Source organism: Neorickettsia helminthoeca str. Oregon, from assembly GCF_000632985.1.
GTDB classification, from domain to species: domain Bacteria; phylum Pseudomonadota; class Alphaproteobacteria; order Rickettsiales; family Anaplasmataceae; genus Neorickettsia; species Neorickettsia helminthoeca.
This window is the reverse complement of record NZ_CP007481.1, coordinates 450,196-475,574: the sequence shown is the minus strand read 5'-3', so window position 1 is coordinate 475,574 and position 25,379 is coordinate 450,196. Positions and strand designations below refer to the sequence as shown.

Genomic DNA, 25,379 nt, shown 5'->3' with positions numbered 1-25,379 from the left:
GTACCCTAAAAACTCATGCGCCTCTCTATCTCCTTGCAACAGACCCTTATCACATGATGCAACAGCCTGCTTTCGCAGGAGCGTCTGGCGCGCTTGATGTATCTAGAGTGGTATTTGGTAATGTTTCCGGAGTGATATTGAAACTGCTGTCTTGTGATCCAGGGCATTTACTACTGCTAGATAATATCTCGTTGCGCTTGGAAGCGAAACACTCGTCTCGGAAAGCGTGTAAAGAAGACGCCTCTAGCATAGCCACTAAATCATCGAAGTTTGATGGCTTTCTGAATTTGTTTCTAGTATCACTAAAGTTGTAGTAAGTACCGCTGTGTTCAAAAAGTCCGTACTCCCCAATAAAGAAGCGGTACTCTTCTCCAGAATCGAAAGCCATTTTGATACCGGGCAACGAATACTTTCGCGTGATATCCCTATCCTTAAGATCCTTGATGTTCAGTACATCCATCCTAAAGCCATTTGCTAACTTACTTACTTTTAAGTCAGCTTTATCGAACTGTTCTACCCTATACCTGCCGTCTTCCCACAGAGGTATATATAAAGTTCCAGAGAGTGTAGTATTTAATACCCCTCGAAGCACACGATAATTAGTATAGTGGCAGGTCTTACTTAGAAGTGAAAAACTACTCTGGCTATTTGTGAATAGCGCGACATTCTCTCCGTCATACATCAACATAGATACGGGTCCGCCAAAAATGTCATAAGCTTTCTGTAAAATCGCTCTCACAGGCAGGCCAGCATAATTTAGAGCTTCTGGAGTGGTATTGTTTGCCACAATCAGTAGATGCTCATCGGTTGAATACGGCACGCCCACAGCAAACTCCCAGTTTTTTGCATTTTTCTGCCGCACTACTCCATTGATGCATTTTTCTATTTTATAAACTTTTCGCATCTGCATTTTAGCCTCCTTTGATTTGATTACTGCAGATATCTCATAATACATAATAGTATGGATATCTCATAATTATACTACTTATCAAATGTAGCATGAATAGCAATAGCATTAGTAGCATTAGTGGTGGCATTAATAACAAACACATAATTTGGATTATGGAAAATCAATGTAAACAAAAAAAGAGAAGAAACGACTATTCCTCTATGTGTAAAGTATTTGAGCCTGGCTTCACACACGGAATATCTTTTAGTTCTTGTGGAACGCTACTGGCATTAAAAATGTTGCACTCAAGCTCAATGGTACTTACAAAATGACATCCAAATTCTTCGAATTTTTTCTTAGCGCAGCCACTGGATCTGTCGATGATCGATGCTGCTGAAATGACTAATCCGCCGAGTTCTAGAATCTTTCTTAACACATCCACAGATGATCCAGCTGTTGTAACTACATCTTCGACCAACAAGACCCTCTGATTTTTCTCTATGACAAAACCCCGTCTCAACTGAAATTCACCAGCAACTCTCTCAAAGAACATGAACTCTTTGTTCAATAACCGTGCTACTTCGTAACCTATAATTAGGCCTCCAAGCGCTGGTGATACAATAAGATCCAGCTTATTTTTCACCTTTTCAGGGATCTTTTCGATTAGAGCAGACGCGAACTTTGTTGCGAGTTTAGGATTCTTCATAAGCAGTGCGCACTGAATATACATATCACTATGCAATCCAGATGAAAGCAAGAAGTGTCCTTTGAGTATTGCCTTGCAGTTATATAGGTCTTCCAGTAATTCCGTCTCTTCTATTTTTTCTTTCATAAAGCCACAGTGCCCTTCCTTCTACAAAGTCCGACTACACGACGTCGCACCTCTGAAGCAGCATCAAGAATCACCCCTAATTATACCTATTTTTATCAATGGAGAAATCTCCCCCACAAAGGAACAATCAGAAAAATCACATTCCGAGGTTGTGATGATCTCATTTGTATAAGTGGCTCCAATGATTGAGGTTTTCCAATGACGGAGTGCTTTTAAATAATCTTCTGGAGCATACAATTTTACCCTGACCTTTTTATGAATAGTAAGACCAGCTGATTTTCTGACTTGTTGTATCATTCTTATCAGATCCCTGGAGTTTCCTTCTATGATCAAAGTATCATCTATGGAGAGATCTATTCTTACTACTAAGTCCAGATCGCCAACCTGATGAACATCATTACTTTCGGAATGAAAGATGATACTGTACTCATCTTTCTCTAGAAGCTTACCTCCTATGGATACTCTACCTGATTCATTGTGCCAATTACACTCTTTGAGTTCCTTAAGCATTTTCTTTACATCTTCTGGATATCTTTTACCCAGTACTGGAAAGTTCAGCTTGAGTGACTGTTTTATTTCGGGGTCGTGTTCTTTGAATAGAACTTCTTTCACGTTTGCTTCGTCTTTGAGTATAGTTTGCAATTCTGTATCTTCTAATAGGGAGGCGTAATCCGAGACTTTTCCTATGACTTCCAATTGCCTCAGTGGTTGTCTTATCCTGATATTGTTCTTATTCCTTATTGAAAGGGCAGAGTTACATATTTCTCTCAAGATGTCCATGCTAGCGATGATCTGCTCATCTACCGTTATCGAATCCACCTGAGGATACTCCTCCAGATGTATAGAGGTTCCATTTTTGCTCAGAGCCAGCCAGATTCTCTCTGACATCATTGGAAGGAGTGGAGCGAGTACTTTTAGTACTCCTGAAAATACGAAATAAAGCACTCTGAATGCGATTTTCTCACCATTGATAAAACGATCTCTAGAGCGTCTGATATACCAGTTATTGAGGGTATCAAAGAAATCCAGGATGCCCTTGCATGCTGAATGTAGATTATAAGCATCCATGGCTATTTTTATCTCTTGGACTGACTGTGCATACTTGGAGATGATATATTTATCCAGTATTTTATCGGATTTGCAGGCACCTTCGGTGATCTGGAGAGCATGAAAGTTAGCATAAGTCATGAAGAAGTTATAAGTACTGAATATTGGCTTTATAACTAATCGGAGGACATCCTTGATCATTACGCCGTCTTTATCTATTAGTAGAGTGCCTCCGCTCATTACCGATGACGATAGCATAAGAAACCTTAGAGCATCTGCGCCATACTCATCGAATATTTCCCTTGGATCCTTATAGTTATTGAGTCTCTTAGAGAGTTTTTTTCCATCCTTATCTAATATAACTCCATGTGCTAGACAGTTCTTAAACGGTACTTTATCGAACAATGCGGTGGAGAGCACAATCAAGGTATAGAACCATCCACGAGTCTGTGCTACGTACTCCGTGACAAAATCAGAGGAAGAGTGTTTTTCAAACCATTTTTTATTCTCAAAGGGATAGTGAATTTGCGCAAATGGCATAGAGCCCGATTCAAACCAACAATCTAGAACGGCTTCCACTCTTACCATCATGGATTTTCCACTAGGATCATCAGGGTTTTGTCTAGTAAGTTGATCTATGAAAGGTCTATGTAGATCTGATATTTTTGTTCCAAAGTCTTTTTCGATTTCGGCGATACTTCCATACACGTCGACTCGAGGATATTTTGGATCTGTTGATTTCCAGACTGGTACAGGTGCACCCCAGAATCTGTTTCTTGAGATTGCCCAATCTTTTGCATTTTCCAACCACTTACCCATCAGACCATCCTTTAGATGTGATGGTATCCAATTGATTGTTTTATTTAATTCAAGCATCCTGGTTTTTATTTTTGTGACGTTCACATACCAGGATGGGACAACTTTATATATGAGTGGTGTATCTGTTCGCCAGCAGTGCGGATAGCTGTGAAGATATTCCTCTACTTTTATTAGTTGTCTTTTTTCTTTTAGTATAGAGATGATTTCATTATTTGTTTCAAAGACGTGTTTACCGCTGAACAGAGGAACTTCATCAGTAAATTTCCCGGAATCGTCCACTGGGCAGATCGGTTTAACATTGTATTCACGTGCGAGCTCGAAGTCTTCTTCTCCAAAGCCTGGTGCTATATGGACTATTCCAGTTCCGTCCTCATCCGTAACGAAGTCAGCATGTTGCACAAAGAATGCATTTTTCTCATCTGAAAAGAAGTCAAATAGCGGTTTATATTTTCTCCCAATTAGCAAGTCAGTACTGATTTCTACCCCTTCCGGGTCCTCTTTATAGAAAGATGCAGAAGCTATATAATACCTTCCATCTTTTTCGAATCGTTTATATTTTGTATTTCTTGAAACTCCGAGCATCATATTAGAAGGTAGAGTCCATGGTGTGGTGGTCCACGCCAGAAGATATGATTTTTTTCCATCTTCAAAGAGATCTTCTTCCAGCTTGAAGGCTACTGTTACTGCTTTACTTTTCTTTTCCCTATAAGAGTTGTCTATACGGGTCTCAAAATTCGACAGAGGTGTCTGACACGCCCAACTGTATGGAACTACTTTCACGGATTCATAGATTAGGCCTTTCCTATACATTTCCTTGAACGCCCATATTACTGATTCCATAAAGGATGTGTCCATGGTCTTGTAGTCATTATGGAAGTCAACCCATCTTGCTTGTCTGGAAACATACTCCTCCCATTCTGAGGAGAAAAGCATGACCGACTTCCTGCACTCAGCGTTGAAATCCTCTATTCCAAATTTCCGTATTTCATCTTTTCCAGAGATTCTTAATTGTTTTTCTGTGTACATTTCAGCTGGTAGTCCGTGACAATCCCAACCGAATCTCCTTTCCACTTTTTTGCCCAGCATGGTGTGATATCTGGCTATGGTATCTTTAGCAAAACCCGTCAGTAGATGGCCGTAATGTGGTAGACCGTTAGCGAAAGGCGGTCCATCATAGAATACGAATTCATTTCGACCATCCCGCGTGGAAATTGATTTGCTAAAGGTATCATTTTCTTTCCAAAACTGCAGAATTTTTCTTTCTATATCCGGAAAGCTTGAATCATGTATATCAGGATAAAAAAACGGAGTTTTCATTCTATGGGCCTACCAAGAATACGGTACAGTTCTCCAGATTCTAACTAATTGTGACTTACACCACAATTACTCCTTCCTATTGGTAATAGTATTTTTTTTGTAAACATTTATTGTGCCTAATCTATCTAGAATACGGTATAGCTCTCCAGATTCTAACTAACTGTGACTGGCATTCTCTCTGGAAACATTTAGTGGCTATTATGCCCAGGTTATCTGGATGCTTTACTTAGAGGAGATTTCTGCTTTGGTACAGCTTTCAGTGTTTTCCTGTTCTTATCTGTTACACGATTCCTTACAGCATTTTTTGATTGAGATACTTTCCTATCTACTATTTTCTCCTTTCTGATACTTTTCGGAGCTGTACCAAACTGCTGACTTTCTCGTGGAACCGACCGCTCTGTTGCGTACGGATTCTTATTTTTCTCCAGCACAAACTTGATTGGGATCCCGTAGATTTGAAAATCTTTCGCTAGGGAATTTTTGATATAGTTCAAATACGAATCGGCAACCAGGTCAGGATGGTTTGCTCTGATTAGAAAAGAAAATTTATCTTTTACTTTGGTGATATATTTCAGTTTCACTGATTTGGAGTTCACAATTGGGTGTGGATGTTTATTTATCACCTCTTGGAGCCATCTATTCAGCTTGTGTTTGGGGATATGTTTCTTTGCGCTGTCGTATAATTTGCTGCATTCCTCTAAAAGCACTGAAAAGTCATTCTCGCGTAATGAAGAAATGAAGAAAGTTGGCATCCTTTCTAAAAGTAATTTATTACCCTGTAATTTGATGAAGTCTTGTATATTTTTCAGGTCTGCATTTTTGACTGCATCTTTTTTATTCCCTATGAGGATCACTGGTTTACCATTTTCCAGGACTCTATTTATCAGTATGAAGTCCTGTTTTTCGAGTGTGAAATTAGAGACATCGTACATGAAAAGTATTACATCGCTTTCAGCTGAAGCCTGGAGCGCTCTTGAGTTAGAAACTGATTCTAATTTATCTGAAACTTTTCGTTTTTTACGTAGTCCAGCCGTATCAATGAATTCGAATATAGTATGACCATTCCATAAAAATTCATCATTTACTGGATCTCTTGTAGTACCAGCCTCAGGCGAGACTAATACCCTGTCCGTACCCATGAATTTATTCATTAGCGTCGATTTACCTACATTAGGCTGTCCCAAGATGGTAATTCTGATTTTTCTGAATTTTTCCTCTATTTTCTCTGTGAAATCTTCGCTACTACTACGCTGTGGTAATGAGGATTCAATATACGCGAGGAGCTCTTGAATTCCAGTAGAGTGCTCAGCCGAGATCTGAAAGACTTCTTTGAATCCGAAAACTGAACAGTCATCCTTGTTTTTACAGTCGATTTTATTTCTTACTAGGATTATCCTTGAATTTCCAGCATTTTTCCTGAGCCAGCTCACAAAAAACAGATCTTCTGCATCGATTTTATCATCGATCACGAACAGAATGATCTCGCTCTTTTTTATGGCATATTGAGTCCTATCAATGGTGTCGGAGCGCTTAGGATTGAAACCTGCGGTATCTAGCAACAAAAATGATTCGCCATTTTGCAGGGAGACTTTTTTTTCTAACACATCACGAGTTACACCCTTTCTATCCATTGTGATAGATAACCTTTGCTTTGTGAGTTTATTGAATAAGGTAGACTTACCAACATTAGCCTTTCCAACTATGGAGACTCTAAAAACAGAATGCATCTTTAAGGTGATAAAAGGATACCACTACGATTACTAGCACCGTTAAGTATATCGTGGTTCCTCGAATTATACTACGAAGGCCTGAATCGATTCTCACAGTAGCTGACTGCAGCTTTTTCCTATAAATCGAGAGGGATATCCATGAATCAGAGTCCGAACATAGAGCGGATTTTGCTAAAAAACTTCTCAGACTTTGGGCTACAACCTTGGGATTCCTTTTCAAATTCTTCAAGAATTTCTCTTTGTTTTTTACTGAGTTTCACTGGTGTTTCTACAGTGATGCGGACATACATATCACCTCTATGCTCAGAATTTAGTAGATACATACCCTTCCCTCTTAATTTTAGTTTATCCCCTGTTTGAGTTCCCTCAGGTACTTTGATTTTCAGTTTTGCTCCTTCCGGGGCTGGTACTTCTATTTCACCTCCCAAAGCAGCTAAGGACATTCTTATTGGAGCATCGCAGTAGAGATCGTTATTTTTTCTCTGGAAAAAGGAATCCTCTTTCACATGTACAACTACATACAGATCTCCCGCTTTTCCACCTCTTAAGCCTGCCTCTCCTTGACTTCTAAGAACTACTTTTGCGCCGTCACTGATGCCACGTGGTATCTTCACTGAAGTGGTAACTTCTTTCCTACTGCGACCTTCTCCACCGCATTTTTTACAAGGGTTTTCAACAATCATGCCGCTTCCGCCACAAGTGCCGCATGTCCTTTCAACAGTGAAGAATCCCTGTTGCGATCTTACGGCTCCTACCCCGTTGCATGTGTTACATTGTACAGGTTTGGCTTTTCCTTCGCATCCGGTGCCGCTACAGTGTATGCACTCAGCGAGTTTCGCATAAGAGATTTTTACTTCCTTGCCTCTAAAAGCATCCTGTAGATTGATAGAGACATCATATCTGAGGTCTGAACCATTTTCCTTCATTGCTTCGCTGAAGTCTGCCTTTCTCCTGTTTCTTGTCCCTCCGAAAAGATCATTGAAGATATCAGAGAAATCCATACTCGAAAAATCTCCAGAGAAACCACCTGTACTACCAAAACCAGCGCTGCTACCATTGAATGCAGAATGTCCATATCGATCATATGATACCTTCTTTTCAGGATCGCTTAGAACACTATAGGCTTCATTAATTTCTTTGAATTTCTCTGCTGCATTTTTATCATCCTTGTTACGATCTGGATGATACTTCAGTGCTAGCTTTTTATATGCCTTGCGTATCTCCTCTTGCGAAGCGCTTTTACTAACCTCTAATAGATCGTAATAATCTTTTTTCTTTTCTGACATTTTCAATTAGTGGAGAACTTATGAGAACGAAATAGCAATCCTACACATAGGTAGTTATCAAAATCCAAAAAAACAAGGTGAAAGCATAAAAATCTCTCTGTAATTTTAAAATTTGGCTCTACATACCTGAATTGGATCTGGAATTTTGAGACACCTCGAGTTTGAGCTTAATACATAAACCAGAATTTCCTTGCGACTCTAATCTAAGAGCTGTTTTTTTAAATCCAACGTACGCGGGAAGTTTCAAAAGGTATTATTCTCATTATCACCTGGAATGCAAGATAAAGATAATATGCATAGATGCAGATTTTCTGGGTATAAAAGGATCCACTTTGATAGTATTTTCTAGGTATCTTTTTCTTCCAAAATGGCTTCAGAGTTTTGTTTACGTGCATTGGATAAAGTGATAGGATATGCTCAGGTTCGTTCCTATTCGAGATATGGCTCAGTTCAGGTTACCAAAAAATTCCCGCGTGGTTGATGGGAAAGTCCATAATGTTTCCTTCGCGGGAGCAAAAGAGTTGGTCATATACAGGTTTTCTCCTGGTGATGAAAATCCAAGACGGGATACATATTATGTAGATAGCAAAAATTGTGCTCCGATGGTTCTGGATGCCTTGTTAAAAATCAAGAATGAGGTGGATCCTACTCTTACATTCAGGCGCTCTTGTAGGGAGGGTATCTGCGGTTCCTGCGCAATGAATATTGATGGTAGAAACACTCTCGCTTGTACCAAGTCGATGGCTGATATTAAGGGTCCAGTAAAGATCTATCCTTTGCCACATATGCCGGTGATCAAGGATTTAGTGACTGATCTTGCGGTTTTTTATCAGCATTATCATTCTATAGAGCCGTGGCTGCAGTCGGATAAAATTGAGGATGGTAAGGAGCATATTCAATCCCCTGATGAGAGGGAGCAGTTGACTGGCTTGCATGATTGTATATTATGTGCGTGCTGCTCAACGAGTTGTCCGAGTTTCTGGTGGAATGGTACTAAATATTTGGGTCCAGCTGCGCTTTTACAGGCTTACCGTTGGCTCTCTGATACGAGAGATGTGAAAAGGCAGGAAAGATTAGCGTTCCTGGCTGATGCGTTCAAGCTATATCGCTGTCACACGATCATGAATTGCACTCAGACTTGTCCGAAAGGGCTTAATCCTGCTAAGGCAATAGCTGAAATAAAAAAAATGCTTGTCCGTCAGCTGGATTAGCGTTGGAGCGAGTACGTAAGAGAAGCAAGTTGGGACTCTTCCTCTTCCCCTTCCAGAGGTTTATTTCTTATTCTGGTACGCCCTTGCGGATGATAAACCGCGCACACGACAGAGCACACGCGAGAGACCTGCAGCTGTCGCGCACAGATGATGAACGCACAGGGTACTAAAAGCGAGCCTACATCCTATGGGCGTGGTGCCCAAGCTGCATGTGAACGCAGCACTGCAATAACGAAAGAATAATAACGGAAGAAAAGGTAACGGAAGAAAAGGGATTCGAACCCTTGTCAGATGTACTACATCTGAACACACTTTCCAGGCGTGCGCCTTCGACCACTCGGCCATTCTTCCACAAGGATTGTATACCATATTATCGCATTTTACCATTCTTTTTTGAATTTGTAGGACACTAATTCACGCGAGAAGTTTCATTCTGTGATTCCTGAGAAGTGTTTTCGAGTCCCGCATTCTTCTGCCTATAAAAAGTAATGACACTTCTAGTTCCCTTTCCTACCTGAGAATATATCTCTAGATTACCATTATTTAGTCGTATTATGTTTCTTGACAGAAGTAATCCAATGCCAAGGCCATCGGCTTTCTGTGTTAATGATTTTTCCGGAGTTGGCATTCCTTCCACTATAGTCATTCCTATTCCAGAGTCCTCTATCACGATGTGGATACTATCATCGATCGGGTCATGGGACGCTTCTATTGATACAGTAGCTCCGTTTGGACTGAATTTAACTGCGTTACTAAGGATATTTGTGATCGCTTTTTTCACTTGATTATGATCTATGAAGATTTCAGGGAGTAGTGGATCGATATCTTTGGATAGCTCTATCTCTTTTTCCAAAATGATACTTCTGCAACTTCTCACAACTTCACCCAGGATCTTTTGAATGCTAGAGGAATCCCTATTTGGAGTTAAAAGCATACTGTTCGATTTGGTGACATCGATTATATTATCGACAGTTTTCAGCAAGTTTGTTCCAAAATCAAAAATCTCCTTGCCGTAGCATACATATCGTTTATTGTTGATGCTTCCAAGGCATTCATCTTTGATCATCTCGGAAAATGCGATTATCACATTGAGCGGCGTGCGCAACTCATGCGTGATGCAGGAGATGAAGTTACTGCAGCTACTCGGAGTCCTATCAGCAAGTAGAGGATTAATATTTCCATTCGATGTTTCGACAGCTTTGCTATTCATTAACGCTAACTCCACCCTATTTAAAAAAGAGAGTATCACAAGGGCAACGGAAAGTGGCAATAAAAAACTAAAGACTCCAATAATGCTTTCCTTATATGGGATGGAGCTCAAATCCTCCTGGCAAAAGTGAAAACCACTATCGAAGGAAGAGTAGATGCTACCACACTTCTTCAAATTTGCTTTCCCAGCTGCCTTGCTAGACTGATATATCTCATTGTAGTTCTTGTCTACAATCGAGAAGTTATCTTGTTCACCGATTTTTGATAAAGCATCCGCGAGTTTGCGTGAAAGGGAGCTAAGAGGTAAATGATAAAGTATACGCCCACGTCCGACATCGTAATTATTGTGGTTGTCCTGGTGCCTGACACAGTGATGCACAAGCGCATTATTGAGAGTGACATTTTTTATTACTCCAAGCTTGTCGTCTTTGACTGTTTCTACCAGCTGCGGGCCTGTTTCGTATTCGGTGACTTTGCCGGTATCACTCAGAAACATGAAGCCACCGTATTGTAGAATGGTATCCAAGTATTGGATGTTCGTATCGGTTGGTGCTCCGTGTCCCGCTATGAAGTTCACAAGTGAGATTTCGTTTTGCACACCCGAATAGAAATTTTCTATTGTGTTCTGCGCGACTTTAAACGCACTGGAGGATTCAATTTCCCTGATCTTATTATAATTTCTTAAGTTGCCATTGTTGTATGCCAAGGATGAAAATATCGAGACAAAAGCAAGAAAGAAAAGAAGAAACTTGATGTACCTTATACATCTTTTGAGATCCATATCACGCTTCTTAAAGGTCATCGGTATACACTATATAGTTTTTTTCCACTAGCAACACCTAAATATAATAGGAAATATAGAGAGTTTTCTAAATTATGCAAGGGAATATTTTTTAAATACTGGATTTTCTTTTGAAAAAGTGATGAAAATGGGTGGCCATTGTACGCTCCTGAATTGTGTCATACAATGTCTGCATTATGGGTGAACACAAGAATTCTATGGAAAGAGAAAGTGCCCTCAGGAACGTCATAGCTCAGATTGAGAAGGCATTCGGAAAGGGATCTATCATGACCTTTAATCAGGAGCCGGCTATGGTAGAGTGCATTTCTACAGGTTCCATAGGTTTGGATCACGCGCTGGGTGGTGGAATACCAAAAGGTCGAATAATAGAAATTTTTGGTCCAGAAAGCTCTGGAAAGACGACTCTGACACTTCATGTGATAGCAGAATCTCAGAAAAATGGCGGTACTTGTGCGTTCATTGATGCCGAGCATGCACTAGATCCGATCTATGCGAGAAGATTGGGCGTGGAGATTGATCAATTATTGATCTCACAGCCTGATACCGGTGAGCAAGCTCTAGAGATAGTCGATAGTTTGATAAAGTCAGGCGCTGTAGATGTGATAGTCATTGACTCTGTAGCAGCTCTTACTCCCAAAGCTGAGTTGGAAGGAGAAATGGGAGATCTGCATGTGGGTCTACAAGCAAGACTATTGAGTCAAGCTCTTAGGAAAATCACAGCTTCTGTTTCCAAAAGTAATTGTGTTGTGATCTTCATTAACCAGATCCGCATGAAGATCGGAGTCATGTTTGGTAGCCCAGAAACAACTACTGGCGGTAATGCGCTGAAATTCTATTCTTCTGTCCGCCTTGATATACGCAGGGTAGGCTCGATTAAGGAAAAAGAGGATGTCATTGGTAGTCAGACAAGAGTTAAGGTTGTTAAGAATAAGGTTGCTCCTCCTTTTAAACAGGTTGACTTCGATATCATCTACAATGAGGGCATTTCAAAACTTGGTGAGATGGTCGAACTTGGCGCCAAAAACAAAATCATAGAAAAGGCTGGTTCGTACTATTCCTACGGGGATATAAAGCTCGGACAAGGGAAAGAAAATGTCAAACAATATCTGAGAGATAACCCGGTGCTATCCCAAGAGATTGAAGATAAAATAAGAGGCTCTCTTTTGGTTGTGCCTGTCTGAGATAACCGAGATACATTATTATCTATTCTTTTTTTTATTATTAGCCGTGAACAAGTATTACATCTATGAAAATGATATACCTGAAGATTTTCCAATCTCTGCCTCAGTTGCGATTGATACTGAGTCTATGGGACTCATAAACAGGCGTGATAGACTTTGTCTTGTTCAGCTTTCAGTTGGTGATGGAGCAGCGCATCTAGTGAAGTTCAATGGAAAGGATTATTCGGCGCCGCGTCTTAAAGATTTGCTTTTGGATTCCTGTGTAACGAAAATTTTTCATTTTGGTAGGTTTGATATAGCCATCCTACGTCACTATATCGGAGCGCTTACAATAAATTGCTACTGCACGAAAATTGCTTCCAGGTTGGCTCGCACTTATACGGATCACCATAGTTTAAAGGAGCTCTGTTCTGAGTTGCTGGGTGTGAAACTTAATAAAGGAAAACAGAGCTCCGATTGGGGTGCTTCTTCTTTGAGTCGTGAGCAGATGAGTTATGCCGCTTCGGATGTACTGTATCTACACGCCATCAAGGAAGCGTTAGACGGAATGCTTAAAAGAGAAAATAGATTCAAACTCGCAGAAGCATGTTTTCAGTTCTTACCTTACAGGGCGGAGCTGGACCTCCTAGGATGGGAGGCACAAGATATTTTCAGTCATAAAATACAATAACAGAAATTTTTCAATGTTTTATCGTGATACCTTCGTTGGTAAGGATGCTTCTGGTAACCGCTATTACAAAAAGGGAACTAAAAGGTTCGTGGTTTATGCTTCGAAAGATTGTGATCCAACAACGATTTCTACAAAGTGGTATCTGTGGTTGCATAATGCATCGGATCTCCTCCCTACAGTGAGTCAGGATTTACCTATTGGTTCGTCTGAAGATATTGAGGAGGTCTTGGTGAAAAAACCTATGGACACCTATATTCCTTGGAGGCCAGAATGAAATCTGTGATTGCGGGTTCTGGGAGTTTTTTGGGAGCTCTTGTGCTCTTAGTGACAGTGTTTATATTTCTCTTCTTGAGTAGTAGTTTCGATTTTTTAAAGAGAAGCTCTTGCTATGAACTATCTGCTAGCTTCAATGACGTCTCAGGTCTTACTCTGGGAAGTGATATTTTGTTGTCCGGAGTCAAAATCGGATCAGTCACTAAGATAGGTTTGGATGATTCTTCAAGAGTTCTTGTAAAAATGTGTATAGATAAAAGTGTTCAGTTGCCCGTAGATAGTGTTGCTACAATATCTACAAAGAACCTCCTTGTTGGAGCGAGGTTCATAGATATCGATGTCGGCGGGGAAGATGAAAAATTGTCTCCGGGTGACACTTTTTGTGCCACCCGCTCTGTCCTAGATCTGGAAAAGCTAGTCAGAGAATTCATCTCTTCGAGGATAAACGCATAAGTTAGATTGTCTAGATACTTGCGCCGGCAACTAAGCCTGGCACAAAGGAGCTATCGTTGATTGAGGTGTGCCAACACCCTTCCACTTGTTCAGGCTTTGTTGCAGCCGCTGAGTTTTTGGATTCAGGTACGTATGATCCCCTGAAATACCCATCAGCATATAATTTGTAAAGTATTGGCAAAGCAATTCCAGTCACAATAGAGCACACAAAACACACGGATATCCCTTTCATGAGTGACGATTGCAATGTAGCATCTACCTTAATTCCGATTATATAAAACCCCAACAGCGCAATTGTAAATGGCAGCGAAAGAGAGCCAGCAACTAAAAGTTCAAGGCTTGTCTTATTTAAAGATGCTGTAACATTTCCAGTATTTTTCTCTTTACGATATTTGATCACCTCAGAGGCGCTTTTGGCTGCAACAAGGAGCATTGTGGTTGCCGCGATCGCTTGGAAAATGATAAAGGCCATTGAAGCCGAATAACTAGGAGAGGTAATTGCGCTGCGAGATACAAAAACTACAATCGGTGCAGTATGTAGTGCGGCAAGCAATATCCAGAACTTTACGTTGTCCGAAATTCCTGAAATATTATTAGCCGAACTAGCCGCACTAGAACATGCCTTTCTGAATTCAGGAAGAAGACTGCTCATACTCTGAATAACCTTCTTTGCATTACCGCAACAACGAAGACTTTCGGTTATGTCGCGAAAGCGAAACTCCTTGAGTAGCACATCGGGCTTCCAACGATCACTAGAGAAGTCTACTCCTGGAGACCGAGCCTCATCTAGGCGCGTACTAGCACGAGCAATCATCACGCATATAAGCTCAAGCCTCGTAGTAGCTTCTGTATCTGAGTAAGTAGACTCAATCAAACAAGAAACCTGACAAGAGTGCTCCAATTTGGTAGCGTGTTGCACAATCAACTCTAGCGCCGCTACTATCTTTTCAGATTCATGAAGACGGAGCGCTGTCCGAAGTGAAACGAATGTATCAGCTATTGCGCGTACCCATCGATTGACCCCAGTGACTAATTCCTGCATTAAATCCGCTGCTTCGGTGATATCGTTAGCAGCTTTTTCTACACCTTCAGCAGCTTTTCCTACACTTTCGAGTACCCGTTCCCCAGTATTGAAGAGAGTAGATGCCTCATTTAATTGTGTGGAGAGTGCATCTCTAATGATCCTGACACCCGAACTTTCCACTGTATGTCCAATACCCACTACTGTATTTACTAAGTTAGATTCAGCATTTTGTACTGTACTTGGAATGGTAGATACTGCGCTTGCAACCGAAGTTAAGCCGGATTTAAGAGCGCCTACTGCATTTATTAAAACAGATCCAGTATTTTGCGCTGCACCCAGAAGAGTAGTTGGAAGAGTAGATATGGTGTTTGCAATCCAAGCCGAACCGGATTTAATACCTCCTGTTATAGTTCCTACAAACGATCTAGGGTGTTGCTCTTGATATACATAGGGAGCTGGATACTGCACATTATTTGGAATGCGATGAGCACCCACATAGCTATCTGTATTATCTAATTGAACAGGTCTCTCTGTATTAGCCACAATAGGTCATCATTCATAATATTATAATAAGTATAGAATAGCTTAATATAAATCGCAATCATGAGTATATAAATATTTTAATATTGTCTAATATTTATAGTAGCATAAGTAGCGATATAAAATTTCCACAGCAGATAGGGAGGCTTCAGAGGTAAGTCTAGATTCTGTTATATTTCAGGTCTTGGAATAATTTGGGGATTCGTGTGTTATCACGATATCATGTGGATGACCCTCATTGTTCGAGGCGGCTGTAATATTGATGAAATTACAGTTATTTTTCATTTCTTCGATGCTCTTGTTACCAGTATATCCCATTGATGATTTCACCCCTCCAATGAGTTGATACACTACATCACCCAGTGCACCTTTGAACTTTCTTCGAGAAGCTTCAAAAGAATTGGTCTTCTAAATTGATCTTCTAGGGTAAATACACAACTGGCACTTTCTGGACTACCAGCTTCTTGCAGAATCGCTAATTCTGCAAGAATGAAACGCTTCTCTACTAGTTCGATAGCGCCATATTTTGCCCCAGAGCTGACACTCCATTGATTTGCTGCAATCGGCTACGAACTTCATTATGAACCGCCCTATATGTTGGAGAATTTTTTGCTATGTTTGGTACAGTGTGCCCAACGTGATTTGCTCTGTTCGTAGAAGGTACAGAATCTGTATCCATCAATTCCATCATAATCAAATTTCCCTGCCTCTTTACAATCCTAGCTTTACGACCAACATTACCTGCGCTGTACATAAGACCTGAAGGAGTTTGAGATTCTTTAGTAGCATGCTGTGGCTTAGATACTTTTGGCGCAACATCTTCCGCTTTGTCTAGCAAAGCAGATGCGGCATTACTTACTCTATTTAAAGTAGACTTAATTTCTGACATAACATCTACCATTTTGCTTTGCGTCGCGGATGCAAAACGACCTGCTGTGTCCATAGCTAAATCCAAATTAGATCTGGTTCCTGGAATAATCTCTTCAGCGCTGTCTACTAGAGCGGATCCAACGCTACTTACTGTATCCGCAGCCCAAACTACAGTAGATTTAGCGCCTTTCTGTATTCCGGGCATAGCCTTTCCTACTCTGTCTAGCATAACGGCTCCAACACGCCCTGCTGCGTCAGCAGTCCAGACTACAGTAGATTTAGCGCCTTTCTGTATTCCGGGCATAGCATCGCTTACTCTATCTACCAGACCGGATCCAATACTACTTATTGTGCTAATAGCCGAAGCTAAATATGTGGATGCTCTACTATGTGTCGAAGGATGACTTTCCATTGGTAAAGTAAATCCAGTTTCTACGTGCTCAGTTTGTATGGCATCGGCTAACAATTCTACAACTTGTTCATCTGGAACGTGATTCACTAATCCCTCAATAGGATTCGCTTCCTCAATAGGATTCACTTCCTCAATAGAAGTTATATCCCAATCACTGAGATCAATACCATTTGGTACAGATTCAGTCATATTTGTAGTATTCATGGTAAATCATTTGATATATTATCAATATAAGTATAGAATAATTTAGTATAGACTACAACTACAAGTATATGGGTAGTTTAATATTGTCTAATATTTATAGTAGCATAAGTAGCGATATAAAATTTCCACAGCAGATAGGGAGGCTTCAGAGGTAAGTCTAGATTCTGTTATATTTCAGGTCTTGGAATAATTTGGGGATTCGTGTGTTATCACGATATCATGTGGATGACCCTCATTGTTCGAGGCGGCTGTAATATTGATGAAATTACAGTTATTTTTCATTTCTTCGATGCTCTTGTTACCAGTATATCCCATTGATGATTTCACCCCTCCAATGAGTTGATACACTACATCACCCAGTGCACCTTTGAAAGGTACTAGACCTTCTACACCTTCTGGGACAAGCTTCATTGAAGAATTTTGAAAATATCTATCAGCTGAACCTATGCTCATAGCGCCAACGGATCCCATACCCCTGTAACTTTTATAAGATCTTCCCTGGTACAAGACTACTTCTCCAGGTGACTCCTCGGTTCCTGCAAAGAGAGAGCCAATCATGACGCAATCAGCACCGGCTGCTATAGCTTTTGCTATATCACCAGAATAACGAATTCCACCATCTGCAATAACTTTTATTTCCGTGTTTTTACAGGCATTTGCGACATCGAGGATTGCAGTAAACTGTGGGACTCCAACGCCAGTGACGACACGTGTTGTACATATTGAGCCGGGTCCAATACCGACTTTAATTCCATCGACTCCTGCCTTGATAAGATATTCTGCGGCCTCCGCAGTTGCTATGTTCCCAGCTATGAGTGGTATATCTATAAAATTATTTTTTATTTGTCTAATTGCATCCCCTACTATTCGAGTGTGGGCGTGTGCCGTATCTATAACAAGGACATCGACATCTTCCTTCACTAAAACCTCTGCCCTTTCCAGGAAGTCCTGAGTGGCTCCTATTGCTGCGCCTACTCTCAGTCTGCTTTTGGAATCTTTGGATGCGTTAGGATGAGCGGCAAAATTAGTGATGTCCTTGACAGTTATCAAGCCAACGCATTTGAACTCATCATCTACCACAATTAATCTTTCGATCCTGTTCTTATGTAGCAACAACTGCGCTTCAGAGTATGAGACTCCTTCCCTGACAGTTATCAGATTTTTAGTTGTCATTAAATCAGAGACCTTAATCGAAGTCTCCTCAATGAACCTTATATCTCTATTAGTCAGTATACCTATGAGCCTATTACCCTCGTCCACTACTGGTAACCCTGAGTATCCGTGGAGTTTTTTGAGCTCTAGTATTCTCTGTATGGTATCATCGGGTGAAATTGTAATAGGATTAGAAACTATCCAGCTTTCATACTTTTTCACCTTCCGAATCTCAAGAGCCTGCTTCTTCGGACTCATATTTCGGTGGATGACTCCTATACCGCCGTGTTTTGCTAATTCTATCGCGAGCGCAGACCCAGTCACCATATCCATCGCGGATGAAACCAGCGGGATATTCAATTTTATATCTCTGGTGATGTAAGTCCCCACGTTAACATCCGCCGGTAATACTTCTGAGTACCCCGGGACAAGTAATATATCGTCGAACGTGTATCCCTGTTTCATTACGAACTTATATCATTTTTACAGCGAAAATAAAAGTAGAAAGCTGCTTCATTCCATAGAATAGCACTCATTCTTAAATGATTTAGTGCACAGCGAAGTATATCGTATTCTCTTCACAAAAGTTAAAGTTTCCTGAGAGATAGTGCCTTAATAATTCCTTCAATTTATACTGACAGGATTCTATTTCCTGCATAGGAGCAGCAATTTGTCTAAGCACGATCTTATCAACGGATGGTTTGCAGTATAGCAGTTCGCTAATTTCCATATGCTGACTTCTTTGTAGTACCAATCCCTGTATCAGAAGCTGTGGTTTTATGAATTCCTTTATTTGTTTTAATGTTGGCACTATCCCGGTTTTAAATTCCACAATACTTACTGTTCCATCGTCGAGAAACTCGATTCTATCGAATCTACAACGAATTTCTACCCCTTTGAACTCTTCAAACGATATTGACACTTCTTTTTCATTTTCTAGAGTTGATATTCTGTTTAGTCTATCATTATGAAAGAGGCTGAACTGCTCCAGTATTTTCAATCCTCGTGGGAGCCATAAATTTTTCACATATGGGTATTGGGTTGCGTATTTTTGAAGTTCGTCCAGTAATATTTGTTTGTACTCCTCTTTGGAGAATTTTTCGTTAGCTGCTCTTCGAAATACATTATGCAAGACACAGCCCAATTCCTTGTATCCAGGCTTTATTCCTATAGGATTTACTTCTTTGATTCCCAAGATGTAGCGCATATAGAATTTGTATGGGCTACTAATCAGTAGCTCAATCATCGTCGGACTAAGTTTTTTTGGTAGCATTTCTGCTGGTATGTAGAGCTCATTTTTTCTAGTTTCGACTTTTTCTATCAGAAGGGATTCAGTGTTCTCGAGCGGAATAGATAATTCTCCTACAGCCTGGTTGGAATACTGGATTTTCAGCAATAGCCTGGATAGATTTCTTTGTTTACTTGAGATAGCTACGGTTTTCTTTGTGCTGATTATTTGGAACAAGTTCAGCATCACCTGAGAGTCAGATACAGGAAAATCCTGTTCTGTGCAGTCCAACAACAACACGTTTTTATGATTCAAAAACGAAGCCTCTCTTGGTGAGAAGACTTCGATGGAGTTTTCATTTTTCTCGCACGGATAAAAATAATGATTCTCCAGAAAAAATGTAAGGACCTCTTTATAATCGTTTATATCTCGCAACTCTGGTAAGTGATTTTCTATCAACCTCAATATCTTTTTACTATCTAGATCAAGGTTGTCAGTCAGCGAATTTGCCCACTCAAGATGATACTTTGCTAAGTTTTCTGCATCACTGAGTTGTTCTGCAGCTTTTTTGATACTCTCTAAATAGGTAGAAGCAGGTTTCTCTAATGTTCTGGCATCGATCTTTATTGTTCTCAGTAGGGATTTCTCGATCTCATCTACTATGGAGGAGTTATATTTGTAGATGTAGCGATGTTTTAGCAGCGCTATTATATTTTCGTCTGTGCTCCCTAAGAGGGCTAGATCTATAAGCTTCAGTAAGAAAATTCCATCTGGATGCACTTTGTACTTCTCTCTAAAAAACAACGAAATGCCCTTATGATTGAGGTTTAATTGAATTTTCCTGAGTAGCATCTGATTTTTTGTGACCAGCGCAACATCTGGGAACAAATTTAGCAAATGTTTTTCTGCTTCTTTTAATTGATGATAGTCATTTGCGGTTTGGTAGATTTTGATTTCATACCGCGTGTCAAATGAAGTGCTAGATGAGTTTCGTGGGAAGAAATTATCGTCTAAATCCTTATTCTGATCTATTATCGTGATGGGTTCTTCTGTATAGAATTTCCAAGTTTTATAGAGAAAATGATTTGGATCTGGATGATAATTTTCATCCGTTACCAAGCCTTGGATGAATATTGGGTAATTATGCTCGATGCTTTTTCTATATATGTGTTCAGATGTTGCATCAGTGACGTAGATTCCAGCTATGATTACTTGTTCATGCCTATTCAAAATATCTGATAGCGCCAATTTTTGGAATTCTTTATATTCTGTTAAGTATTTCAGTTGCTCCCTGACCACCCCTAAAAGATGAATATCAGTGTAATTCTCTTCATCCTCTAGTTTTGTGAGAAGTAAGGCTGCTTCACTGATCGAACAGTGGTGCCCTATGTTTCTTAGGAACTTATATATCGCTATTATTGCTTTAGTTCTGAAATTAATATATTCGAAGTTTTGTTGCTCTAATGCAAATCTCTCAATTATTTTTTGACAGTCAGCGATCATGGGTAACACCATTCCATCTCTGAACTTCTTCTTTAGCGAGTATGAGAAGGAGTAATTGGGAGTTAGGATAAGGCAATGTGAATAATCACGAGAATCTGAAGAGTTCTGATTATACAAATAACAAAGTATCGAATCGTAAATATTATCCCTGATATCTATGTTATAAAGCATCTAGTGACTTTCTCGTAGTAACGAAGCTGAGCTTTGGTGTATTCCTGAGAGTAAGAGACTTGCCTATTCTCACTCGGATTGCTGCCTCTACATCACGAGCATTGAGCGAGGCATCAAGAAGGTACAGTGAAACAACGGCAGACTTAGAATCATCAGCGACGGTGACATTGGCCACTGTAGCGATCATACCAAAAGTTCTATTGATGATCTCCGTTATACTTTTCAACAGGACCGACTCTATACGCAATTTTCTTATAGGATTCATAAAGATACTGCCTATTTTTCATTTGACACTGACTCGAATGATTCCAATATATCGCCGACCTTAAAGTCGCTATAACCATTCAGTAGTATACCGCACTCATACCCGGGTTTTACTTCCTTGACCTCATCTTTGAAACGCTTTAGGGATTTGATTGAAAGGTCCTTAAGTATTTGACCATCCCTTACTATTCTTATTCTGGCGGATTTCTTGATCACCCCAGACTTAACCTGGCATCCAGCGACGCTAGACTTATCTGAGAGGGTAAACACCTCCTTAACAAGCGCCGAACCCAAAACTACCTCACGTGTTTTTGGTGAGACAAGCTCAGTCATCAGGTCTTGGACGTGCTTTATCACATCATATATTATTGAGTGGAAAAGGATTGCACTATGCTCCTTGACCGTTCTTTCAGCTTTTACTCGGAAGCCAATTATATATGAATCGGATACTTCTGCTAGGAGCAGATCGGAATCGTTTATATCTCCGACGCTTGTATGTATGATGCTTATTTCAATGTCTGGGTGGCTTAATCCCTTTATTGACTCGGTTATGGCTTCCACCGATCCATTGACGTCAGCTTTAATGATGAAGTTGAGTTTCTTTTTCTCGTTTTCGAATGAGTCACGAAGTGATCTAGTATTATCGACTTTATCTCTTTCTTGACTATCAAGCATTGCTTTAGCATCCTTCTCGTTTTTTACCACGAAGAAGTACGTTCCAGGTTCTGGTGCTTTATTTAAACCGAGGACCTCGACAGGAACTCCGGCTGGGGCTTTTTTGACTTTTTTATTGGACGAGTCGGTCATACTTTTGACCTTCCCATAGGATCCGGAAGCGACTATTAGCTCTCCAGTTTTTAGTTCTCCTTCCTTCACTATTATCGTTGCAAAAGCCCCGCATCTTTTGTCCAGTTTAGACTCAATCACAACGCCCTCTGCTTGTTTCGAAGGATTGTACTTTAATTCAAGAAAGTCTGCTTGAAGTAATATCAATTCTTCTAATTTATCTATATTTGTCCCATTTTTAGCAGAAATGTTTACACTCATGACGTCACCTTGCATTTCCTCGACCACTACTCCGTGTTGAAGAAGATCAGTCATAACCTTCAAGGGATTGGCACCCTCTTTATCGATCTTATTTATCGCAACGATTATTGGTACTTTAGCGGCTTTTGCATGTTTTATGGCTTCGATCGTTTGTTCATTGACGCCATCATCGGCGGCTACTAACAGCACGACTATATCTGTGACCTCAGCGCCTCGCATCCTCATTGATGTGAACGCTGCGTGTCCGGGTGTGTCTATGAAAGTTATACTCCTACCATCTTTTGTCTGTACTTGGTAAGCACCGATATGTTGCGTTATTCCACCGCTCTCGCTGGCTGTGACATGGGTATGCCTCAATGTATCTAGGAGAGTTGTTTTTCCATGGTCGATGTGACCCATGACCGTCACCACTGGAGCTCTATTTTTCATGGAACTGTTATCTACATTTTCCCTTTCCTTAGTGAGCAACTCGGCAGCAGAGAGCTTATATTTTATTTCATGACCAAGTTCAAGTGCTAGGATTTCCACTATATCTTTCTTCAAGAAATCATCCTCTCCGAAAGTCTCACCCATCTTTTTGAGTAACGTCATAACCTTAGACATAGGCTCGGAAAGCAACATTGATAGCTCCCTAGGGGTTATGAGACGTTTTTCTATAGTGATAAGTTGACCCTTCTTAAGATTAACAATTGTTTTTTTTCGATTATTGGAAGAGGATTTCTTATAATTCTTTCTAAAATTGGAAGATTTCAACGGATCTTCCTTAGTGTACTCGTCATAACTCAAGTGCGCTGACTTAGTATCAACAGACACTGAATCTCTTTTGTTCCGTTGAGGTCGCTTTACATCAGTATTGCTTTTTTCGGAGTATTTACTTTTCTCACTTTTTCTGTCTGCGGAGTCCCCAGATGTCTCCGCAGAAGGCTCAGCAGCTGATACTGTAACAGGCTCAGTCGATGAAGAAGTATTAAAAGAAGACCTAGGGCGAGATCTTGGCGTCTCCGGATCTATGATCCAAGTAGATGTTGTCCTAGTAGAAAGTTCTTTTTTATCCGGCGAATGCTGACTTTCGGACTCCTTTCCTGATTCCGGTACTTTGTCACTTGGTTCAGGCTGCTTCGTGTGTGTAGAAGCTGCGACTGCGTTTAGCTTTTTATAGTTATACAGCGCATCCAATCTATTGCGCTCTTCTTGCTTTGTCAAACGATCTGTATTCTTCTTATCGCTGCCTTTGAATGAGCTAACGTGACCGATATTACCGGAAGATCTGCTTATAAATTCATCTAAAGCCTTTTTTGATAATTCTTCCTTTCCGTCTTTTAGCTTTAAACTAAGCTTTTTCTTATTATCCATACGTTCTTACAGCCAACCTAGAGCCTCTCTTGCTTTGATAATCAGTTGTTCTACTGTGTTAGTATCAAAGTGGTTTTCTCCTATTATTTCTCTCAGCTCATCACAAGACAACTCAGCAACTTTTTCCAAACTTGTCAACTTACTGGAAAGCAAGACTTCCAACATTTCATGTTCCAGATGCGAAAGAGACAGCATGTCCATATTCGCGTCATACTTTTCCAGCAAAGCTTTCACCCTTTTTGGCTGATCATTCACATATTCCACGGCCCTATTCTTGATTTCTTCCGCGATGTCTGTATCGAATCCCTCGATGAACGCTAATCTCGAGACTTCACATTCTGCGATTTCCTTTACTGTAGAGAAACCCTCTGTCACCAAGAGTTGCGCGATGACCTCTTCAACATTTAGCGCTTCGACGAAACGCTCAGTACCGGAAATGAATTCCTCCATTTTCTTCTTCGATACTTCAGCATCACTGAGCACTTCAATTCTATACCCGACTAGAGACGATAATAAATGGATATTCTGCCCGCTACGTCCTATCACCATGCTTAGATTATCATCACCGACAACCAATTCGATTCTTTTTGCTTCCTCGTCAATCATTATCTTCACAGGCTTGATTGGCTTGAGTGCATTCACCAAAAAGACTGTAGTATCACTTGAATACTCAACAACATCTATTTTTTCTCCATTGAGTTCATTGGCTACTGCGTTGATTCTGCTACCTCCCATACCTATGCAAGCGCCTACTGGATCAACATTTCTATCTGAAGAGAAGACAGCAACCTTAGCTCTGGAACCAGGATCTCTGGCAACTTTTTTTACTTCGACCACGCGGTCATACACCTCAGGGACCTGTTGAGCGAACAGTTCAGCAACAAAGTTACCACTGGATCTTGAGAGAAGAATTTGTGGCCTTATGAGTGAATACTCGACTTTCTGTATTACGCATCTGACCCTATCGCCTGCCCTGAAACTTTCGCCTTTTATTAGCGAGGAAAATGGAAGTATACCCTCAGCACCTCCGACATCGATTATCATACTCCTGCTTCCAGCCTTAAAATCTATCGATTTCTTTACGACACCGACGATGAGTTCACCAACACGATCCTTATAACAGTTGTACTGTTTCTCCCGAACCAGGGAATTTATTAGACGTTCTATCTTGGGTTTCATAACCTTCGCGATCAGGTAACCCGAGGAAAAGGATGGTAGACGCTCAACAACTACATCTCCAGGTTTTGGCTCGGAAGCAGGGTACTTCAGTTTTGCGGTGGACAAGGCAATTATATCGTCATATTCTTGGGTCTCATGGATTATTGGTAATGCCTTTTCCTCTACAACACCGCCTTGTGTTTCCTGGGGAAGCTGCGCCATCATTTTATCCTTTTCTGAGTCTTCAACAACAAGCAGACGCTTAGAGATCGTGATTTCACCACTTTTCCTATCTATTTCGACCGAAATCCTCGGATCACCGTATTGTCTTTTTCCTATTTCATATGCGAGCTCAGCACCAATAGCCTGAAAAAGATTTTCAGGATTCAATCCCTCCTTTTCTGCAACGGAATTAATGGATTCCACGATCTGGAGATTATTAAGCCCACTTTTGGAGAAAGACATAGCCAAATCAGAACGGTATATTCAGGTTAATCAACTAAACGAAAGGCTTTTGATGATGAAATTCCTCTTAGAAGCCCCAGACAGGAATATTACGCCTAAATCCCTGGAAAGGCAAGATGAACGCTACTTAAGTCCGTATCAATCATCTCAGGTGGAAGTTTTTTAACTAGCAATCTGATTTTTCGCTTATAGTATCATTTGCTGTCCAGTCAAAACGGCATCATGCACGACTACGGAATCCTGTGAACAAACTTCATTCTTGAATTTTC

The 25,379-nt window shown here is 40.5% G+C and carries 18 protein-coding genes, 1 tRNA gene and 1 pseudogene; 5 read left to right on the top strand and 15 right to left on the bottom strand.

The features are described from left to right. Positions 1–49: 49 nt before the first annotated feature. The 5 genes from NHE_RS02290 to dnaJ form a co-directional block, all read right to left on the bottom strand. The gene (locus NHE_RS02290; protein WP_038559564.1) at positions 50–955 is read right to left on the bottom strand and encodes a hypothetical protein; all 906 of its coding nucleotides are present in this window, start codon (positions 953–955) and stop codon (positions 50–52) included. A gap of 145 nt (positions 956–1,100) precedes the next feature. After that, a complete protein-coding gene (pyrE, locus tag NHE_RS02285) occupies positions 1,101–1,721 on the bottom strand; it encodes an orotate phosphoribosyltransferase (RefSeq protein WP_051579584.1) in 621 nt (206 codons plus the stop codon). A gap of 63 nt (positions 1,722–1,784) precedes the next feature. Further along, complete coding sequence (gene ileS, locus NHE_RS02280) at positions 1,785–4,904, bottom strand: isoleucine--tRNA ligase (RefSeq protein ID WP_038559561.1); 3,120 nt, start codon at positions 4,902–4,904, stop codon at positions 1,785–1,787. Between the two features lie 209 nt (positions 4,905–5,113). Further along, positions 5,114–6,631 (bottom strand): ribosome biogenesis GTPase Der, encoded by a 1,518-nt coding sequence (gene der / locus NHE_RS02275; RefSeq protein WP_051579582.1) that lies wholly within the window; start codon positions 6,629–6,631, stop codon positions 5,114–5,116. Between the two features lie 146 nt (positions 6,632–6,777). Beyond that, on the bottom strand, positions 6,778–7,920 hold the full coding sequence (gene dnaJ, locus NHE_RS02270; protein WP_038559558.1) for a molecular chaperone DnaJ: 1,143 nt from the start codon (positions 7,918–7,920) through the stop codon (positions 6,778–6,780). 440 nt (positions 7,921–8,360) lie between these two features. On the opposite strand from dnaJ, the gene NHE_RS02265 reads away from it, so the two are divergent. Continuing rightward, positions 8,361–9,131 carry a succinate dehydrogenase iron-sulfur subunit gene (locus NHE_RS02265; protein ID WP_038560532.1) on the top strand — a complete coding sequence of 257 codons (771 nt, stop codon included), beginning with the start codon at positions 8,361–8,363 and terminating at the stop codon, positions 9,129–9,131. A gap of 261 nt (positions 9,132–9,392) precedes the next feature. On the opposite strand, the gene NHE_RS02260 is transcribed toward NHE_RS02265, so the two are convergent. Together NHE_RS02260 and NHE_RS02255 are read right to left on the bottom strand one after the other, a co-directional pair. Then, positions 9,393–9,482 (bottom strand) — tRNA-Ser (locus NHE_RS02260). 58 nt (positions 9,483–9,540) lie between these two features. Continuing rightward, positions 9,541–11,142 (bottom strand): sensor histidine kinase, encoded by a 1,602-nt coding sequence (locus NHE_RS02255; protein WP_051579581.1) that lies wholly within the window; start codon positions 11,140–11,142, stop codon positions 9,541–9,543. 176 nt (positions 11,143–11,318) lie between these two features. On the opposite strand from NHE_RS02255, the gene recA reads away from it, so the two are divergent. Genes recA through NHE_RS02235 form a run of 4 tightly spaced genes read left to right on the top strand, consistent with a single transcriptional unit; the run spans position 11,319 to position 13,719 of the window. Next, positions 11,319–12,323, top strand: a complete 1,005-nt coding sequence (gene recA, locus NHE_RS02250) for a recombinase RecA (protein WP_198014734.1) — start codon at positions 11,319–11,321, stop codon at positions 12,321–12,323. A gap of 46 nt (positions 12,324–12,369) precedes the next feature. After that, complete coding sequence (locus NHE_RS02245) at positions 12,370–12,993, top strand: ribonuclease D (RefSeq protein WP_038559555.1); 624 nt, start codon at positions 12,370–12,372, stop codon at positions 12,991–12,993. 13 nt (positions 12,994–13,006) lie between these two features. Further along, complete coding sequence (locus tag NHE_RS02240; protein WP_038559552.1) at positions 13,007–13,267, top strand: NADH-ubiquinone oxidoreductase subunit NDUFA12 family protein; 261 nt, start codon at positions 13,007–13,009, stop codon at positions 13,265–13,267. Beyond that, on the top strand, positions 13,264–13,719 hold the full coding sequence (locus NHE_RS02235; RefSeq protein ID WP_038559549.1) for an MlaD family protein: 456 nt from the start codon (positions 13,264–13,266) through the stop codon (positions 13,717–13,719). The genes NHE_RS02240 and NHE_RS02235 overlap by 4 nt, the downstream gene beginning before the upstream one ends. A 10-nt stretch (positions 13,720–13,729) precedes the next feature. Here the strand turns inward: NHE_RS02235 and NHE_RS02230 are convergent, their stop codons facing one another. The 8 genes and pseudogenes from NHE_RS02230 to nusA form a co-directional block, all read right to left on the bottom strand. Further along, on the bottom strand, positions 13,730–15,286 hold the full coding sequence (locus NHE_RS02230) for a hypothetical protein (RefSeq protein WP_156927346.1): 1,557 nt from the start codon (positions 15,284–15,286) through the stop codon (positions 13,730–13,732). 174 nt (positions 15,287–15,460) lie between these two features. After that, positions 15,461–15,655: pseudogene (locus NHE_RS04285) on the bottom strand (IMP dehydrogenase); the annotation flags it as partial. 133 nt (positions 15,656–15,788) lie between these two features. After that, on the bottom strand, positions 15,789–16,769 hold the full coding sequence (locus tag NHE_RS02225) for a hypothetical protein (protein ID WP_156927345.1): 981 nt from the start codon (positions 16,767–16,769) through the stop codon (positions 15,789–15,791). 174 nt (positions 16,770–16,943) lie between these two features. Next, complete coding sequence (gene guaB / locus NHE_RS02220) at positions 16,944–18,386, bottom strand: IMP dehydrogenase (protein WP_038559541.1); 1,443 nt, start codon at positions 18,384–18,386, stop codon at positions 16,944–16,946. Positions 18,387–18,468: 82 nt separating this feature from the next. Then, the gene (locus tag NHE_RS02215; protein WP_051579579.1) at positions 18,469–20,823 is read right to left on the bottom strand and encodes a PD-(D/E)XK nuclease family protein; all 2,355 of its coding nucleotides are present in this window, start codon (positions 20,821–20,823) and stop codon (positions 18,469–18,471) included. Next, the gene (locus NHE_RS02210; RefSeq protein ID WP_038559537.1) at positions 20,813–21,088 is read right to left on the bottom strand and encodes a ribosome-binding factor A; all 276 of its coding nucleotides are present in this window, start codon (positions 21,086–21,088) and stop codon (positions 20,813–20,815) included. Before NHE_RS02210 ends, NHE_RS02215 begins: the two co-directional genes overlap by 11 nt. Before the next feature lie 11 nt (positions 21,089–21,099). After that, complete coding sequence (infB, locus tag NHE_RS02205) at positions 21,100–23,487, bottom strand: translation initiation factor IF-2 (protein WP_038559534.1); 2,388 nt, start codon at positions 23,485–23,487, stop codon at positions 21,100–21,102. 6 nt (positions 23,488–23,493) lie between these two features. Beyond that, on the bottom strand, positions 23,494–25,110 hold the full coding sequence (gene nusA / locus NHE_RS02200) for a transcription termination factor NusA (protein ID WP_038559531.1): 1,617 nt from the start codon (positions 25,108–25,110) through the stop codon (positions 23,494–23,496). Between the last annotated feature and the right edge of the window lie 269 nt (positions 25,111–25,379).